A 15,037-nucleotide genomic window follows, 5' to 3' on the forward strand; every position below is an offset into this window, starting at 1 on the left:
CATGTCTGAACTTGCAACACGCGAAGTCGATCGCAGCCAGATGACGGTCTCCGATGAGGTGGCCATCCAGATCACGAACATGAACAAGTGGTACGGGACTTTCCATGTTCTGCGCGACATCGATCTGACCGTCTACCGCGGTGAGCGGATCGTCATCGCCGGACCTTCGGGCTCGGGCAAGTCGACGATGATCCGCTGCATCAACCGCCTTGAAGAGCATCAGGCGGGCAGCATCATGGTCGACGGGATCGAGCTGAGCTCGGATCTCAAGAACATCGACAAGATCCGCTCCGAGGTCGGCATGTGCTTCCAGCACTTCAACCTCTTCCCGCATCTGACCATCCTCGAGAACTGCACGCTGGCGCCGATCTGGGTTCGCAAGATCCCCAAGAAACAGGCGGAAGAAACGGCGATGCACTTCCTCGAGAAGGTGAAGATTCCCGAGCAGGCCAACAAATATCCCGGCCAGCTTTCGGGGGGCCAGCAGCAGCGTGTGGCCATCGCCCGCTCGCTGTGCATGAAGCCGCGGATCATGCTGTTCGACGAGCCGACCTCGGCGCTCGACCCGGAAATGATCAAGGAAGTGCTCGATACGATGGTCGAACTGGCCGAAGAGGGAATGACCATGCTCTGCGTCACGCACGAGATGGGATTCGCCCGTCAGGTCGCGAATCGGGTCATCTTCATGGACGCCGGACAGATCGTCGAACAGAACGAGCCCGAGGAATTCTTCAACAATCCGCAGCACGAGCGCACGAAGTTGTTCCTTAGCCAGATCCTTGGGCACTAACGCCTAAAAAATCTGCATTATTTCAGCGAGTCCCATTAATTTTGGGGCTCGTTTTTTTATCATTTGTGTTACGTTCTGTGACACGGAGTCGCACGGCGGCTCCTCCGGTCTCTGATCGGATGCAATCTGTGCCGGTTTCATGAGGGGACGATCCGCGAAAGGTCGTCCGAGTGTCGCCCGCGTTCGGATCGTTGCGTGGGAGGATGCGCGATCTGATATGGCTGACCCGGACCTTTCGAATGGTCTCTTCAAACCGTGACCGGCTACAGCGGCGCTCGTGGTCCTTTGGGAGGGGGATCGCGGGCGCCACTTTATTTTCAGGCGCTTTATCTTCGGGACTGTCCTTGGCCCGCGTGGGACCTGCGTGCAGGGTCAGACCAATTCGCGTGGGATGGTGAAGGCGTGGCTCGTCGCATTGCCCAAACGCGCATCCGTCCACTCGTCGATGTCGAAATCCGCCACCAAGGTTGCGCCCGTCGGGTAGTCGGCGAATCGCGGGTGGTTGGGGCCGCGCGCGACAACGGCATTGGCGAAATCGCAGATGCCGGGGTTATGCGCGAGCATCAGCACGGTGGTTCCGGTGGCGGCCTGCAGGCTCTTGAGCAGCGCCGAAGGGCCCGCAAGATAGAGCCGGTCCTCGAAGCGTGTGGGCAGATCGCCCAGATGCAGCAGGTCGAGCGTTTCGCGTGTGCGCGCCGCCGATGAACAAAGCACCTGATCGGGAAGGATGTCTTCGGCGCGCAGCCAGTCGCCAAGCGCTTCGGCACTGCGTCGTCCACGGTCGTTGAGCGGGCGCGCGTGATCCGGCGTGCCCACCGACCAGTCGGACTTGGCATGCCGCATGAGAATGAGCCGTTTCATGATGGTCCCTCCGCCTCATGCCAGTTTCCCATGAAGCTCGCCATGTGGAAAGCCGCCTGTTCGGGCTGGCGTTGCAGGGTCGCGGACAGCGGGCAGGCGCGGCGCACGCGGCAGCCGTGGTTGCGGCAGTCGGCCCCCGCGTCGCTGCGCAGATGGGCTTGGCAGGCGGGCACGTCATAGGGCGTGCCGTCGCCAAGGGCACCAACAGGGCAAGCCCCGACACAGGGTCTCGCGCAGGGCGCACAGGGGCTTTCTGAGGGGGCAGGAGGCAGGGCGAGGCGTTCGGGCAGGGCGATGGCCCCGCGGTAGCTGATCAGCAGCCCCGCCTCGCTGTGGACGAGCATGCCCGGCGGCGCGGTGAAGGCGGAGCCGCTGGCCTTAGCCCAGTTCAGGAACGACGGGTAGGGCGGCCCATCGGAGGGAAAGACCGCCGCCCCGCCAAACCTCTGCGCCAATGCGCCGATGACCCGCTTGGACCAGCGGTCCATCGGGTCGGGAATACGGTCACGGTATTCGGGGGAGCCCGAGAAGATCAGCCAAAAGCGCGGCTCGTCAGGCCCCAGCAAAAGGAGCGTGCCGCAGCCATCCGGCGCGCCGTGGTCCTGTGACGGATGGAACGCGCCGCGCAGCGCCAGCCCCTCGGCCCGCGCTGCCTCGGCGATCCTTGCGAGGGTCACTCGCGTGGGCGCACCGGTTCCAGATCGGCGCGGCGGATCAGCGAGCCTGCGCCATGCTCGGTGAAAAGCTCCAGCAGGCAGGCGTTGGGCACGCGCCCGTCGAGGATGACCACCGCGCGTACGCCTTCCTCGACCGCTTTCAGCGCGGTCTCGGTCTTGGGGATCATGCCGCCGGCGATGGTGCCGTCCTCGGTCATTGCGCGGACATCCTCGGGGGTCATCTGCGTGACCACCTCGCCCGCCTTGTTCTTCACGCCCGACACATCGGTCAGCAGCAGCAGGCGATCGGCCTTAAGCGCCCCGGCGAGCGCGCCGGCGGCGGTGTCGCCGTTGACGTTGAAGGTCTCGAGATAATCCATGCCGGTGGCGACGGGCGCGACAACGGGAATGATCCCGGCCTTGAAGAGATCGTGCAGCACCTGCACGTTGCACTCCACCGGACGGCCAACAAAGCCCAGTTCGGGATCATCCGCCTCGCAGACGATGAGATCATCGTCCTTGCCCGAAAGGCCGACGGCACGGCCGCCCTCATCCATGATCGCCTGCACGATGCGCTTGTTCACGAGGCCGGTGAGCACCATCTCGACCACTTCGACGGTGGCCTGATCGGTGACCCGCTTGCCGCGCTTGAACTCGGATTTGATGTTCAGCTTGGCCAGCATGTCGTTGATCATCGGGCCGCCGCCGTGCACCACCACCGGGTTCACCCCGACCTGACGCATCAGCACGATGTCCCGGGCGAACTCTGCCATGGCGTCGGTGTCGCCCATCGCGTTGCCGCCGAACTTCACCACCACGATCGCGCCCGTATAGCGCTGCAGGTACGGCAGGGCTTCGTTGAGGGTGCGGGCGGTGGTGATCCAGTCTCGGTTCATCGTCTGCTTCTTCATCTTGTGGTGCATCCTCGATGCGGGAAACGTCTCTCGTCCCGCAGAGAACTAGACCCTGCGTCAGGATTTGCGAAGGGGAATCTCAGGAAAGTCCGTGGATGATCGCGCGAAGCGTCGGAATCCCTTCGCCCTTTTCAGAGCTGGTAAGCACGATTTCGGGGTAGGCGGCGGGGTGTTTCGACAATTTCTCGCGCACTTGGCTCAGGATCTTGTCGAGGTCCTTGGCCTTGAGCTTGTCGGTCTTGGTCAGCACGGCCTGAAAGGTCACGGCGGATTTGTCGAGCAGATCCATGATCTCTTCGTCCACCGCTTTCACCCCGTGGCGCGCATCAATCAGCACGAAGGCGCGGCGCAGCGACACACGGCCAGAAAGATACTGCTTCAGCAGCCGCTGCCATTTCTCGACCACCGCAACGGGGGCATTGGCAAAGCCATAGCCCGGAAGGTCGACGAGATAATGGCTCTCGTTCAGCGTGAAGAAGTTGATCTCCTGCGTCCGGCCCGGCGTGTTCGACGCGCGGGCAATGCCCTTGCGGCCGGTGAGGGCGTTGATCAGGCTCGACTTGCCGACGTTGGAACGCCCGGCAAAACAGACCTCGGGGCGGTCGTCGGGCGGCAGCCCGTCCATGGCGACCACGCCCTTGAGGAATTGCACGTCACCGGCAAAGGCCTTGCGCGCCGCCTCGCGGGTGGCGTCATCGGGGTCTTCGGCGATGGGAAAGGGAAGGGGGGTCGTCACAGCAGAGTTACCTCGTCGTCCAGGGCGATCTCGCCGCCTGTCGTCACTTCGGCCTGCACCGAGAAATCCGTATGCCCCCAGTGCCGCAGCGCGCCTAGCGTATCCGCATCGCGCTGGCCTGTCTCGGGGTTTGCGGTGGTGGCGGCGCAGCGGCCGGTGCGTTCGCGCACGGTGAAGATCGCAGAGCCGACCTTCACCTGTCGGCCAATCCAGCCGAACTCCTGCCACGGCGCCAGCCCGTCCAGCCAGATGTTGCCGCGCCAGCGGTGGATCGACAGCGGCTGACCCATCTGCGCTTCGACCGCGCGGTGCGAAGCCATGTTGCACAGGGTGATCGACGGAAAGGGGGCGTCGGTCATGCCACGCGCCTGCGCTCGAACCAGCCGCGCCGATTGTGCCCGGTCTTCGGGCATCAGCGGGCGCACCCAAGTTAGGAAGGCATCGCCGTCGCGGTCGGGATTGATGGTCAGATCGGGGCGGTCCGGGTGGTGCAGGGTGATGGTGCCCGCCGCCTCGTTCAGCTCGGCGCTGATGGCCATGAGCTGGGGCGCCTTGGCGCCCCGGCTGAAACTGCCGCAACGGGCCCATTCGGACCCGTCGACAGCAGAGTTCTCATGCGCCACCGCCCAAGCCCTGTCGAAGGGCAGGCAGTGGTGAGCGATGAGCGTCACCCGATCCAGCGCCTCGCGGCCATGGGCCTTGATCGGGTGGCGCCAGAATCTGGGTGACGCTCGCGCTCATTTTCCGTCCGACTTCGCGTCCTTGGGCTTGCGCTTGAAGCCGGATTTGATGTTGCCGAACACGTCAGGCTTCGCCCCATGGCTACGCATGATGATGTACTGCTGGGTGAAGGTGATCGTGTTGTTGGTGATCCAGTAGAGCACCAGACCCGAGGCGAAGCCGCCGAGCATGAACATGAACACCCACGGCATCCACGCAAAGATCATCTTCTGCGCCGGGTCGGTGGGCGCCGGGTTCAGCTTCTGCTGCAGGAACATCGAGATGCCCAGCAGGATCGGCAGAATACCGATGAAGATCATCGCCAGCGTGCTGCCCGGCTCGGGGGCGGCCCAGGGCAGCAGGCCGAACAGGTTGAAGAGCGAGGTGGGATCGGGCGCCGAAAGGTCTTGGAACGGGCCAAAGAAGGGCGCGTGCCGCAGTTCGAACGCGACGAAAATCACCTTATAGAGCGAGAAGAAGATCGGGATCTGCAGCAGGATCGGCAGGCAGCCCGAGGCCGGGTTGACCTTCTCGCGCTTGTAGAGCGCCATCATCTCTTGCTGAAGCTTCTGACGGTCGTCGCCCGCCTTCTTCTTCATCTCTTCCATCTGCGGCTGCAGTTCCTTCATCTTCGCCATCGAGACGTAGGATTTATACGCCAGCGGGAAGAGGATCGCTTTCAGCAGGATGGTCAGGCCGATGATCGACAGACCCATGTTGCCGATCAGCTGGTGGATGTGGTGCAGCAGCCAGAAGATCGGCTTGGTCAGGAAGAAGAACCAGCCCCAGTCGATGCTGTCGACGAAACGGTCGACGCCCTGATCCTGATACTCGTTGATGATCTCCCAGACCTTGGCGCCCGAGAACATGCGGGTCGAGACCTCGGCGGTGGCGCCCGGCGCGATGGTCTGCGTCGGCATGACCACTTCGGCCTGATAGATGTCACGCGCTTCGTTGTATTTGATCGCCTGACGGTAGCTGGTGCCATTGTCGGGGATCAGCACGGTTTCCCAATAGTGCTCGGTGAACCCGATCCAGCCGTTCTCCGAGACCTGATAGGTCTCTGCGAGGGTGCTCGCGTCTGCGGTGGGATCAAAGTCGCGGATTTTCTTGTATTTGTTCTCGTCGAGCGTGCCGTCGGTCATCGCAATGGCGCCTTCGTGCAGCACGAAGAAATTCTTGAGATCCGAGGGCTCACCATGACGGGCGAGAATGCCGTAGGGCGCGGCGGCCACCTCGGCGTCGGTGGGGTTCTCGACCGACTGGGTGACGTCGAACATGAACTGTTCATCCACCGCGAAGGTGCGGCGGAAGATCAGGCCCGAGGGGCTGTCCCAGCGCAGGGTGACCGGGCTGTCCGCGCCGAGCGTCTCGCCGTCTTCGACGGTCCACTCGGTGTTCGGGCCGGGCACGTCGCCAGACTGCAGCCCGTTGCCGGGCGCCCAGCCGTAAACGGCGTAATAGGGGTTGGCGCTGCCCACGGGTTCGAGCAGCTTCACCACCGGCGAGCTCTCGTCATTGGTTTCGTGGTAGTTGCGCAGGCTCAGATCGTCGATGCGGCCGCCGGTGAGGGCGATCGAGCCGACAAAGGCCGGGGAGTCGATGTCGACGCGCGCGGTGTCGACGGTCGCTTCCGCCGGAGCCGAGCTGCCAGCGGCGGGCGCGGTCTGCGCGCTGCCGTTTGCGGCGGGGGTGCTCACGCCCTCGGCGGACTCGACGGTCTGCTCGGTGGTTTGGGCGGTCTCGTCGACCGGCGCTTCCGGCGGGGGGAAGAGCAGGAACCAGACGAGGATCACGACGAAGCTCAGCGCCGTTGCGATGAGCAAATTCTTGTTCTGATTGTCCATGCGAGAGACTGCCACCTGTCCTTGGAAAGTCAAAGCCGGGTTCAACAGGGCAGACCCCCAAAGGTCAAGCTGATTCATACCCTGCAAGGGGCTTTGTGACCTATTCCAGTGATGGAGCGTGGCGTTATCCGGGGCATCCTGTCCGCTCGGGGCAAAGCGCCGCCGGGGGCTGCGGGGGTCAAGTGGCGGTTTTTATGATGGGCGCCGGGCTGCTGGAGAGCGCTCAGGCCGGGCCGCGCCCCAGCTTTTGCGCCGCGGCGATACGTTTTGTATGCGCCATCGCCCAATCGGCCAGTTGCGCGGCGGGCATGGGCCGCGCGATGCCAAAGCCCTGCGCATGATCGCAGCCAAGCTGGGCCAGAAGCGCGTGTTCGCCGCTGCTTTCCACGCCCTCTGCCACGGTCTCGAGACCCAGACGGTCCGCGAGGCCCAGCACGGCGGCCATCATCCGGCGCTGGTCTTCGCTGCGGTCAACCCGCGCCACGAAGCTGCGGTCGATCTTGAGCCGATGCACCGTGAGGCGGCGCAAGGTGGCGATGGAGGCGTGGCCAGTGCCGAAATCGTCGAGATCGATCCGGCAGCCAAGCCGCGAAAGCTCCATGATGTTGCGGGGGATAATGCCCTCGGGGCTTTCGGCGATCACGGTTTCGAGCACCTCGATTCCCAGCCGTGTTGGCGGCAGGCCGAACCGGTCGAGATCCCATTTCAGCCGGTCGACAAGACGCGGGTTGCGCAATTCCACATCCGAAAAGTTGATGCTGAGGCGAGGGATCGACACCCCTTGAGCGTCCCACTCCCTGAGGGCCGTCAGCCCGTGGTGAAGCACGGTTTCGGTAAGTTGATCCATACGCCCCAACTCGTGCAGAGCCTCTAGGAACTGGGCCGGGGGGATGATGCCCCGCTGCGGGTGTATCCAGCGCACCAGCGCTTCGACGCCGCTGATCTCACCGGTCGAGGTGCACAATTGCGGCTGATACCAAGGCTGTATCTGCCCTTTCGCAAGCGCCGCCTCGACCTCGGTCAGCAGTTCGGTGCGGGCGCGCCGTTCCGAGCGCATGCCTTCGCTCCACGCGCGGATTGCCGAGGGCGCATTGTCCGAAGCCTCGCGCAGCGCGGCCTGCGCACAGTCGAGCATATCCGCGCCATCGGCGCCCGGGCGCAGCCGAGCCGAGCCGCAAAACCCTATGGCCACAGAGAGATAATGCAGCCCGCTGTCAGTCACAGCCGGTTCTTCGAGGATGCGCTGGAGGCGGTCGGAAAGGGCGATCAGCGCCTCGAGATCCAGCCGCAGGCCGGGGGCGATCAGCACCATGAACCGGGAATCGCCGATCCGCATGGCGGTGTCTTCGGGGCGCAGCGCCTGACGCAGGCGCCGCAGCAGGAGCACGCGCAGGGTTTCGGCCACATCCTCACCCATGCGGCGCGAGATCGTCTCAATCCCTTCCGCCTCGAACAGCAGACAGGCGGTGTGCATCTCGGCGGCGCGCGCCTGCTCAAAACTGTGCAGGGCGAAATCCTGCGCGGCGGCCATGCTGACGAGGTCCTGCCCGAGACGTCGCCGTGCCGGGTGTCGCTGCGCCGCTTCCGTGCTGCAGACCAGCCCGTAGACCAGCGGCAGGGTCAGCGCGACACCGAGAAGCGCCAATTCTCCGCCCAGCCAGTAGCCCGCCAGCGAAAGCGCCGGGATGAACGCCAGCATATGCGGCCCAAGCGACCAGCGCTGTAGTGCGCTGCGGAGATAGGCGATCTTATGAGTGATATCCGGCGGCATGGCCCGCCCCCTGCATCTTCAGAGACGGGGACAGGCCTAGCGCAAGAGAGTAAGGCTTCGCTTAACGCAGGTCGGGAATTCCGTCGTCTGCATCGGGCGCGCGCTTGTTCATGTCGCGCATCAGCCCGGCGAAGTCGAAGAGCTTGGGGTCCATCATGTGCGACGGGCGAATGTTGGTCAGCGCCTTGAACATCACCTGACGGCGACCGGGCGAGTTCTTTTCCCAACCGTCGAGGATCTGCTTCACCTGCTGGCGCTGCAGCCCGTCCTGCGAGCCGCAAAGGTCGCAGGGAATGATCGGGTAGTTCATCGCCTTGGCGAATTTCTCGCAATCGACCTCGGCCACATGTGCCAGCGGGCGGTAGACAAAGAGGTCGCCCTCTTCGTTGACCAGCTTCGGCGGCATGGTCGCGAGGCGCCCGCCGTGGAAGAGGTTCATGAAGAAGGTCTCGAGGATGTCGTCGCGGTGATGGCCCAGCACGACCGCCGAGCAGCCTTCCTCACGCGCGATCCGGTAGAGGTTGCCACGGCGCAGACGCGAGCAGAGCGCGCAATAGGTGCGGCCCTGCGGGACCTTGTCCATCACCACCGAGTAGGTGTCCTGGTACTCGATCCGGTGCGGCACCTGCATCTTCTCGAGAAACTCGGGCAGCACCGTCGCCGGAAAGCCCGGCTGGCCCTGATCGAGGTTGCAGGCGAGGATCTCGACCGGCAGCAGGCCGCGCCATTTCAACTCGTGCAGCACCGCCAGCAGCGTATAGCTGTCCTTGCCGCCCGAGAGACAGACCAGCCATTTGGGCATGGTGCCGTCCTCGCGCCGCTCGATCATGCCGTAGTGTTCCACCGCCTCGCGGGTGTTCTGCACGATGCGCTTGCGCAGCTTCTTGAACTCGGTGCTCTTCGGAGCGCCGTAGAACAGCGGGTGGATGTCGTCGGCGTCATCGTCGAACATGGGCGGCCTCAGTCGGGTACGTTGTCGATGCCGGACCCGCCCAGCGGGTGGCAGCGCAGAATGCGGCGAATCGCCAGATAAGAGCCCTTGAACGCGCCGTGCTTTTCGAGGGCTTCCATGGCGTAGGCCGAGCAGGTCGGCTGAAAGCGGCAGCCATGGCCAACCCAAGGCGAAAACACCAGCCGGTAGGCGCGCACGGGCAGGGCGGCGATATGGGCGAGCGGGCTCATGCCTCGCTCTTTTGGCGCGGCTTGCGAGGGGACCTGGGGCCAGAGGCGTCGTGGATACGGCGCAGCGCGTAGCCCAGATCGTCCTGCAGCGCCGCAAAATCGCGCTCGGCAGTGGCGCCCGCGCGTCCGATCAACACGTAGTCCCAACCGGGCTTGCCCAGCTGCGGCAGGTTCAGCCGTGCGATCTCGCGCAGCCGGCGCTTGGCGCGGTTGCGGGCGACGGCATTGCCGACTTTTTTCGAGCAGGTGAACCCAACGCGGATGCCGGGGGTGCCGTCATCGCGATAACGTGCCTGCAACAGGAAGGACGACACCGGCTGGCGTCGCGCGCGCGCCGCCGCGAGGAAATCGCTGCGCTTGCGCAGGACCTCGAGCTTGGGCGTGTCGCTGTCCTTGGCAGGACTGCTCATGTCTGGGGCCGCGTCTGAACCATCTGCACGGACGCCAAGCGCAAAGGCCGCTTCGGTCTGTCCCGAAGCGGCCTTGGCCGGTGTCTTGTGCTTCCGCTCCGCCATGGGCAGAGCGCTCGGCTCAGGCGCTGAGCTTCTTGCGGCCGCGGCCGCGGCGCGCGTTCAGGATCGCGCGGCCGGCTTTGGTCGCCATCCGGGCCCGGAAGCCGTGGCGGCGCTTGCGAACGAGGTTCGAAGGCTGAAAGGTGCGTTTCATCGCGCTCTTCTCCGTCTGGTCGGGCCTCTGTCGAGGCCTGTCTCACATAATGGTCTCATTGCTGCCTGCGGCGCTTGCCCGAGGTGCCAGTCGCTGACAGCATGAGCTTACATCACAGACGGCCCAAAGCGGATTCGCTGGGCCGGGTCATTCGAGGCCCGTGCTATAGGCATGACCGGGCCGCGTGTCAAACCTCTATCCTATGCGCGTCGCAACATTTCCTGCGCGGGCCCGTTCGGGTGTGTATCATGGTGCGCGCGGGCAGGGGAAAGCCCGCCGCCGACGTCACCGCCGATCAAGGCGGCGTGATCGGGCTGTGCGCGGGGGATTCTAAACGCCATTCTAGGGACATGACAGAACCGAAGCAGACCCGTGACAGCTCAACCGCGCGCCCTTGGCGTCACCTTCCGCTCGCGGTCATCGTTCTGGTGGCGGTCATCGGCGCGGTGACCCTGCGTGACTACATCAGTTTCGAGACCTTGGCCGAGAATCGCGCGGCGCTGCTGGCGCTGCGGGATCAGAACTATTTGCTGATGGCCGGGGGATTCGTCGCCGCCTATGTGACCATCGTGGCGTTCTCACTGCCCGGAGCGGCGGTGGCCTCGGTGACCGGCGGGTTCCTCTTCGGGCTCTGGGCGGGCACGGCCTTGAACGTGATCGCCGCCAGCCTTGGCGCCATCGCCATCTTCGTCGCGGCGCGGGCGGGGCTGGGGCAGACGCTCGCGGCGAAACTGGACGCGTCGGAGGGGCGCGTCCGGCGCCTGCGCGATGCCCTGCGCGAAAATGAGATCAGCGTGCTGCTGCTGCTGCGGCTGGTGCCCGCGGTGCCCTTTTTCGTAGCCAACCTTCTGCCCGCTCTGGTGGGCGTGGGGCTGGGCAATTTTGCTTGGACCACGGCATTGGGAATCATCCCCGGCGCGCTGGTCTTCACCTCGATCGGGGTTGGCGTGGGCTCGGTCTTCGACCGGGGCGAGACGCCGGATCTCAGCCTGTTGTGGGCACCGCAGGTCATCGGGCCGCTGCTTGGTCTCGCCGCGCTGGCGGCCTTGCCCATCGTTCTGCGCGCATGGCGCGCGCGCAAGGGAGTATGAGTGCCATGGAAGAGATCAAGGCCGACCTGCTGATCATCGGTGCCGGGTCCGGCGGGCTTTCGGTGGCCGCGGGCGCCGTGCAGATGGGGGCCAAGGTGGTGCTCGTCGAGCGCGGCGAGATGGGGGGCGATTGCCTCAACTACGGGTGCGTTCCGTCCAAGGCGCTGATCGCTGCGGCGGCGCAGGCGCATGCGCCGTGGCAGGCGGCGGCCTTCGGGGTGGATGTGGAGCCGGCGCGTGTGGACTGGCTGCGGGTGCGCGCGCACCTGCGGCAGACCATCGCTCGGATCGCGCCCGCCGATTCGCAGGAGCGGTTCGAGGGGCTGGGCGTGCGGGTCATCCGTGCGCACGCGCGGTTTATCTCCGAGCGCGAGGTCGAGGCGGGGGCTCACCGCATCCGCGCGCGGCGCATTGTGCTGGCCACCGGCTCTTCGCCCTTCGTGCCGCCGGTGCAGGGGCTCGAGGATGTGCCCTATCTCACCAATGAGACGCTCTGGGACATCGAAGAGCTGCCTTCTCATCTGCTGATCCTCGGTGGTGGTCCGATCGGCATGGAGATGGCGCAGGCCTTCCGGCGGCTCGGGGCGCAGGTCACTGTGGTCGAGGGGGCGAAGGCACTGGGGCGTGAAGATCCCGAGATGGCGGCCATCGTGCTCGACCACATGCGCAGCGAGGGGGTGACGATTCTCGAAGGCGAGACCGTGAGCGAGGCGCGCCGCGACGGTGGCGCCATCGAGCTGATGTTGCAGAGCGGCAAGCGACTCACCGGCTCGCATCTTCTGGTGGCGGCGGGACGCCGGGCGAATACCGACGGGCTTGGGCTGGAGGTCGCGGGCATCGAGACCAGCAAGACCGGCATCGCGGTGGATGCCGGCCTGCGGACGAGCAATCGCAAGGTTTACGCCATTGGCGACGCGGCGGGCGGCCTGCAGTTCACCCATGTGGCGGGCTATCACGCGGGCATCGTCATCCGCTCGGCGCTTTTCGGCCTGCCAGCCAAGGCCAGCGCCAGCCATATTCCGCGCGCCACCTACACAAAGCCGGAGCTGGCGCATGTGGGGCTGACAGAGGTGGAGGCGCGTCAGCGCTACGGCGACAAGCTGGAGGTGCTGCGCGAGGCCATGCAGCACAATGACCGTGCGATTGCTGAGCGCGAGACGGTCGGACTGATCAAGGTGATGGTCCACAAAGGCCGCCCGGTGGGGGCCAGTATTGTCGCCGCGCAGGCGGGGGATCTGATCTCCACTTGGGCTCTGGCGCTCTCGTCAGGCGTGAAAATCAGTCAGTTGGCAGGCATGGTCGCGCCCTATCCGACGATGGGGGAGCTTAACAAACGGGTTGCCGGATCCTATTTCACACCCAGATTGTTTGAAAACCGCACGGTCAAGGCTGTTACACGAACAGTTCAGCGCCTGCTTCCCTGACCGCCCCAGAAGGCCAAAGACTGCACTCCATGTTCAATTCGCTCTCCGGCCGCTTCCTAGTGCTCACGACGGTGTTCGTGATGTTGGCCGAAGTGCTGATCTTCGTGCCCTCGGTGGCGCGATTCCGGCAAGATTATCTCAACGACCACCTAGAACGCGCGCAGATCGCTTCTCTGGCGCTTCTGGCCGATGACGTGCTGGCGCCGGAACTGGAGGCAGAGCTTCTGGAAAACGCCGGGGTCTACAACGTGGTGTTGCAGCGTGATGAGCGGCGCGAGCTGGCGCTGTCCTCGCCGATGCCCGGGTCTGTCGATGCCAGCTTTGATCTGCGCGAGGCCGGTCCGCTGATTCTGATGAAAGATGCGCTGGTGACGCTGGCCGATACGACGCCGCAGTTGATCCGCGTGCTGGGCTATCCCAAGGACGATGGCGGCGAGCTGATCGAGGTCACCATGGACAGCGCGCCGCTGCGCACGGCGATGATCGAGTTCGGCCTGCGCGTGCTGCTGTTCTCGGCGATGATGTCCATCGTCACGGCGGTGCTGCTGTTCCTCGCGGTGCGGGCGCTGCTGATGAAGCCGATCAAGGGCGTGGTCGGCCACATGCAGCGCTACGCCGAAGACCCCGAGGATGCGCGCCGGATCATCAGGCCCACTGCCGGAGTGCGCGAGATTCGCGAAGCCGAGGAGGCGCTGAAATCTCTGGAGACGCAGCTTTCGCAGTCGCTGCGTCAGAAAGAGCGGCTGGCGCAGCTTGGCGGGGCCGTGGCGCGTGTCAGCCACGACCTGCGCAATATCCTCAGCTCGGCGCAGCTGTTCACCGACCGCATCGAGATGTCCGAAGACCCCACGGTCAAGCGCATGGCGCCCAAGCTGGTCAGTTCGATCACCCGCGCTGTGTCGCTGTGCGAGACCACGCTGGCCTTTGGGAAAGCCGAGGAGCCCGCGCCGCTGCTGACCCATTTCAACCTCGCCGAACTGGTGAGCGAGGTGCTCGAGGCCGAGCGCCTGGCGATCGGCGACCATGAGGTCAGCCTGTCGGAGGATATCCCCGCCTCGATGCAGGTGCGCGGCGATCCCGAGCAGATTTATCGCGCCATCGCGAATTTGGTGCGCAACGCCCGTCAGGCGATCACCGGCTCGGGCGAGGAGGGCGAGATTGCCGTGTCCGCCCGCGCCGAGGACGAGGATTGGGTGATCGAGGTGACCGACACGGGGCCCGGCCTGCCGCCAAAAGCGCGCGATCACCTGTTCCAGCCGTTTCAGGGCGGAGCACGCAAGGGCGGCGCGGGACTCGGTCTCGCCATCGTTGCGGAGCTGGTGCGGAATCACGGCGGAAAACTGCAGCTCCTGCGCTCTGACGAGCATGGCACCTGCTTCGAAATTCGCCTTCCTACGGGTGACTTAGGGTAAGTTTGGAAGTTTTTCGAAAATCTCTCTTGCGTATCCTCCGCACAAACTCTAAACCCCGCCGCAGACGGACCGATAGCTCAGCTGGATAGAGTACTTGACTACGAATCAAGGGGTCGGGGGTTCGAATCCTCCTCGGTCCGCCACTTCCCACCAGGGAATGGCAAACACCAAGGCCACCGCATTGCGGTGGCCTTCGTGTTTTCAGGGTGGCCGTTTTTCCAAACGCATATCTGCTTGGCTCGCATGACGCATTTTGTGTCGCGCGCGTTGCCGAACGTCACAGAAGCTTTACCTTTCTTGGATAACACGCACGGGTTTCCCCGAAAGGCTTCCGACTTAATGTCCTCACGTGGTGAGCAAATCGCAGCACTTCCCCTGCAATGGGACAAGAAAGGCAATCTCCGGATTCTGATGGTCACCTCGCGCGATTCCGGTCGCTGGGTGATGCCCAAGGGCTGGGAGATGGACGGCAAGAAGCCTTGGGCCGCGGCGGAGATCGAAGCGCTCGAGGAAGCCGGGGCGAAGGGCTTCGTCGGGAAGGACCTGATCGGCCATTACCATTACCCTAAACGGCTGGACTGTGGCGCGTCGCTGCGTTGTCGGGTCCGGGTCTACCCGATGATCGTCGAGACGCTGAAGCGCGACTGGAAAGAGCGCAAGGAACGCAAGCGCAAGTGGTTCAGCCCCAAGGCCGCGGCGAAACGTGTGGATGAACCGGAACTTGCCGATCTTCTGCTCACCCTATGCCGCGCCCCGCGCAAGCATCCGGTGATCGCCCCTTTGCTGACCTGAAGCAACTCGCGCCGTCTTCGGCTGCCTGAGGACACTTACTCTCATGTGAGCGCTACCCTCGCTGTCCTGTGTCGCCTTGGCGTCACTCGGCGCGACATTCCAGCAACGCCGCTTTCTCAAGTTTGCGCAATCTCCCAGACCTCTTGGCTGGGCGTCTGGGAAATAAGGCGAAAAT

General features: G+C 64.6%; 16 protein-coding genes and 1 tRNA gene. 6 read left to right on the plus strand and 11 right to left on the minus strand.

Annotated features, from left to right (window positions below):
- Position 1: 1 nt before the first annotated feature.
- The gene (locus ACXAD2_RS12970) at positions 2–790 is read left to right on the plus strand and encodes an amino acid ABC transporter ATP-binding protein (protein ID WP_318246668.1); all 789 of its coding nucleotides are present in this window, start codon (positions 2–4) and stop codon (positions 788–790) included.
- 372 nt (positions 791–1,162) lie between these two features.
- On the opposite strand, the gene ACXAD2_RS12975 is transcribed toward ACXAD2_RS12970, so the two are convergent.
- The 11 genes from ACXAD2_RS12975 to rpmH form a co-directional block, all read right to left on the minus strand.
- A complete protein-coding gene (locus tag ACXAD2_RS12975) occupies positions 1,163–1,651 on the minus strand; it encodes a SixA phosphatase family protein (RefSeq protein ID WP_475170585.1) in 489 nt (162 codons plus the stop codon).
- Positions 1,648–2,328, minus strand: a complete 681-nt coding sequence (locus tag ACXAD2_RS12980; RefSeq protein ID WP_475170589.1) for a ferredoxin — start codon at positions 2,326–2,328, stop codon at positions 1,648–1,650. Before ACXAD2_RS12980 ends, ACXAD2_RS12975 begins: the two co-directional genes overlap by 4 nt.
- A complete protein-coding gene (gene argB, locus ACXAD2_RS12985) occupies positions 2,325–3,218 on the minus strand; it encodes an acetylglutamate kinase (RefSeq protein WP_066102678.1) in 894 nt (297 codons plus the stop codon). The genes ACXAD2_RS12980 and argB overlap by 4 nt, the downstream gene beginning before the upstream one ends.
- An 82-nt stretch (positions 3,219–3,300) precedes the next feature.
- Positions 3,301–3,957 carry a ribosome biogenesis GTP-binding protein YihA/YsxC gene (gene yihA / locus ACXAD2_RS12990; protein ID WP_164184421.1) on the minus strand — a complete coding sequence of 219 codons (657 nt, stop codon included), beginning with the start codon at positions 3,955–3,957 and terminating at the stop codon, positions 3,301–3,303.
- Positions 3,954–4,628, minus strand: a complete 675-nt coding sequence (locus tag ACXAD2_RS12995; protein WP_475170598.1) for an MOSC domain-containing protein — start codon at positions 4,626–4,628, stop codon at positions 3,954–3,956. The genes yihA and ACXAD2_RS12995 overlap by 4 nt, the downstream gene beginning before the upstream one ends.
- A gap of 66 nt (positions 4,629–4,694) precedes the next feature.
- Positions 4,695–6,524 (minus strand): membrane protein insertase YidC, encoded by a 1,830-nt coding sequence (gene yidC, locus ACXAD2_RS13000; RefSeq protein WP_475170600.1) that lies wholly within the window; start codon positions 6,522–6,524, stop codon positions 4,695–4,697.
- A gap of 223 nt (positions 6,525–6,747) precedes the next feature.
- Complete coding sequence (locus ACXAD2_RS13005) at positions 6,748–8,295, minus strand: putative bifunctional diguanylate cyclase/phosphodiesterase (protein ID WP_475170605.1); 1,548 nt, start codon at positions 8,293–8,295, stop codon at positions 6,748–6,750.
- A 61-nt stretch (positions 8,296–8,356) separates the two neighbouring features.
- On the minus strand, positions 8,357–9,247 hold the full coding sequence (gene ttcA / locus ACXAD2_RS13010; RefSeq protein ID WP_066102664.1) for a tRNA 2-thiocytidine(32) synthetase TtcA: 891 nt from the start codon (positions 9,245–9,247) through the stop codon (positions 8,357–8,359).
- 8 nt (positions 9,248–9,255) lie between these two features.
- Positions 9,256–9,477: a membrane protein insertion efficiency factor YidD gene (yidD, locus tag ACXAD2_RS13015; RefSeq protein ID WP_066102662.1), complete on the minus strand. Its 222-nt coding sequence runs from the start codon at positions 9,475–9,477 to the stop codon at positions 9,256–9,258.
- The gene (gene rnpA, locus ACXAD2_RS13020; RefSeq protein ID WP_475170617.1) at positions 9,474–9,887 is read right to left on the minus strand and encodes a ribonuclease P protein component; all 414 of its coding nucleotides are present in this window, start codon (positions 9,885–9,887) and stop codon (positions 9,474–9,476) included. Before rnpA ends, yidD begins: the two co-directional genes overlap by 4 nt.
- A 121-nt stretch (positions 9,888–10,008) precedes the next feature.
- On the minus strand, positions 10,009–10,143 hold the full coding sequence (rpmH, locus tag ACXAD2_RS13025) for a 50S ribosomal protein L34 (protein WP_066102660.1): 135 nt from the start codon (positions 10,141–10,143) through the stop codon (positions 10,009–10,011).
- 350 nt (positions 10,144–10,493) lie between these two features.
- On the opposite strand from rpmH, the gene ACXAD2_RS13030 reads away from it, so the two are divergent.
- The 5 genes from ACXAD2_RS13030 (at position 10,494) to ACXAD2_RS13050 (ending at position 14,862) form a co-directional block, all read left to right on the plus strand.
- Complete coding sequence (locus tag ACXAD2_RS13030) at positions 10,494–11,234, plus strand: TVP38/TMEM64 family protein (protein WP_475170622.1); 741 nt, start codon at positions 10,494–10,496, stop codon at positions 11,232–11,234.
- Positions 11,235–11,239: 5 nt separating this feature from the next.
- Positions 11,240–12,658, plus strand: coding sequence for a dihydrolipoyl dehydrogenase family protein (locus tag ACXAD2_RS13035; RefSeq protein WP_475170627.1), 1,419 nt, complete (start codon positions 11,240–11,242; stop codon positions 12,656–12,658).
- A gap of 29 nt (positions 12,659–12,687) precedes the next feature.
- Positions 12,688–14,070: a sensor histidine kinase gene (locus ACXAD2_RS13040; protein WP_164184414.1), complete on the plus strand. Its 1,383-nt coding sequence runs from the start codon at positions 12,688–12,690 to the stop codon at positions 14,068–14,070.
- Between the two features lie 66 nt (positions 14,071–14,136).
- Positions 14,137–14,213: transfer RNA gene (locus tag ACXAD2_RS13045), tRNA-Arg, on the plus strand.
- 100 nt (positions 14,214–14,313) lie between these two features.
- Positions 14,314–14,862 carry an NUDIX hydrolase gene (locus ACXAD2_RS13050; RefSeq protein ID WP_475174865.1) on the plus strand — a complete coding sequence of 183 codons (549 nt, stop codon included), beginning with the start codon at positions 14,314–14,316 and terminating at the stop codon, positions 14,860–14,862.
- Positions 14,863–15,037: the final 175 nt, after the last annotated feature.

It is taken from the genome of Salipiger sp. ABN3_019 (genome assembly GCF_056158605.1).